The sequence below is a fragment of the Faecalibacterium sp. DFI.5.82 genome, assembly GCF_029076575.1.
Taxonomy (GTDB): Bacteria; Bacillota; Clostridia; order Oscillospirales; family Ruminococcaceae; genus Faecalibacterium; species Faecalibacterium duncaniae.
The window spans coordinates 1-306 of sequence record NZ_JARFIS010000617.1 but is presented as its reverse complement, the minus strand read 5'-3'; the positions used below and the strand labels follow the sequence as shown (position 1 = coordinate 306).

Annotated in this window: 1 pseudogene; it reads left to right on the top strand. The window is 58.2% G+C overall.

The features are described 5' to 3' along the window. Positions 1-118: 118 nt before the first annotated feature. Positions 119-306, top strand: a pseudogene (locus P0G09_RS18130) (aldo/keto reductase); the annotation flags it as partial.

The following is a 306-nucleotide window of genomic DNA, read 5'->3' as shown; positions in this document are numbered from 1 at the left end:
TATTTCCGGCGGCAGAACAAGAAGCGGAACATCTTTCTTGTCAGCGCGGGATTTTTCCGGTATACTGGGGGACAAATGGAGGATCGGCTGGAACACGGCAGCCAGCTGCACAAAAGAGATGGAATACAGAACATGGAAAAAGCAGAACGGCGCAGGGGAGAGCATCCGCACCTCCATGCTGGGCTATGGCTGTATGCGGTTCCCCACCACACCGGAGGGAGCCATTGACGAGCCCCGGGCCGAAGCGCTGCTGAACGCCGCGCGGGATGCAGGCGTGTACTATTTTGACACCGCCTACCCCTACCA